The 1,305-nt window shown below is 71.6% G+C and carries 1 protein-coding gene; it reads right to left on the bottom strand.

Annotated elements, in window-relative coordinates; translation table 11 throughout:
• Positions 1 to 1,305 (bottom strand): type I polyketide synthase (locus SPR02S_RS63795; protein ID WP_019065510.1); only part of this gene is annotated, 1,305 nt, incomplete at both ends.

Raw genomic sequence — 1,305 nt, 5'->3', positions numbered from 1 at the left:
AGGCGTTGGGCGTCCGACAGGCGTTCCATTACGACGAGGCCGACACCGTCGGAGAAGCCCGTGCCCTCGGCGCCCTCGGCGTAGGAGCGGCAACGGCCGTCGGGTGACAGGCCGCGCTGCCGGGAGAACTCGACCAGCAGGAAGGGGCTCGACATCACGGTCGCCCCGCCGGCCAGTGCCAGGGAGCACTCGCCGTTGCGCAGTGCCTGTGCGGCCAGGTGCATCGCGACGAGGGACGAGGAGCACGCGGTGTCCACCGACACCGCCGGGCCCTGGAGCCCGAACGTGTAGCTCAACCGCCCCGACACCACGCTCGTCGTGCTACCGGTCAGGCGGAAGCCTTCCAACTCCGGCGTCGCGCCGTTGCCGTACTCAGAGGCAACCACACCGCAGAACACACCGGTGTCGCTGCCCCGCAGCGAGCCCGGGTCGATGCCGGCGTCCTCCAACGCCTCCCACGCGCCCTCCAGCAGCAAGCGCTGCTGCGGGTCCATCGCCAACGCCTCACGCGGGCTGATCCCGAAGAAGCCCGCGTCGAAGTCACCGGCAGCATCGAGGTAGCCGCCGCCGCGCGCGTACACCGTGCCGGACTGCTCCGGGTCAGGGTTGTACAGCCGCTCCAGGTCCCAGCCACGGTCGCCCGGCAGCCCCGAGATCGCATCGCGACCGGACGCCACCAGATCCCACAACTGCTCCGGCGACGACACGCCACCCGGGTACCGGCACGCCATGCCCACGATCGCCAACGGCTCGTCGACATCGGCACGCCGTCGAGCGGGAGCCCGCGTGGCCACCGCCTTACCGACACCCGCACCCGCTATCTGCGTCACCAGGAACTTCGCCACCGCAGCCGCGGTCGGGTGATCGAAGACCAACGTCGCCGGCAGTTTGAGTCCGGTCGCCTGCGCGAGCCGGTTGCGCAGTTCGACCGAGGACAGCGAGTCGAAGCCGAGTTCCTTGAACGCCCGCCCCGGGTCGAGCGACGACGCCGACGCGTGTCCGAGTACGGCCGCCACCTGCACGGTCACCAGGTCCAGCGTGATCCGTTCCCACTGTTCGCGGTCGACCCCGGCCAGCCGCGTCGCCAGCGAACCGCCTCCACCCGCACGTCCCGCACGGCCGGGCGTGCGGACCAAGCCGGCCAGCAGCGGCACCGCCGTCCCCGCACGGGCCTGTTCCCGAAGCGCCGCCAGATCCAGCTGGACCGGCGCGACCAACGCGGCATCCACCCGCTGGGCCGCGTCCAGCAGTTCGAGCCCCAGCTCCGACGACAACGCCTGCAAGCCCATGCGCTCCAGCCGGGCG

The organism is Streptomyces prunicolor NBRC 13075 (assembly GCF_000367365.1).
Taxonomy (GTDB): domain Bacteria; phylum Actinomycetota; class Actinomycetes; order Streptomycetales; family Streptomycetaceae; genus Streptomyces; species Streptomyces prunicolor.
The sequence above is the reverse complement of the archived record's forward strand: the minus strand, read 5'-3'. Positions and strand labels throughout refer to the sequence as shown.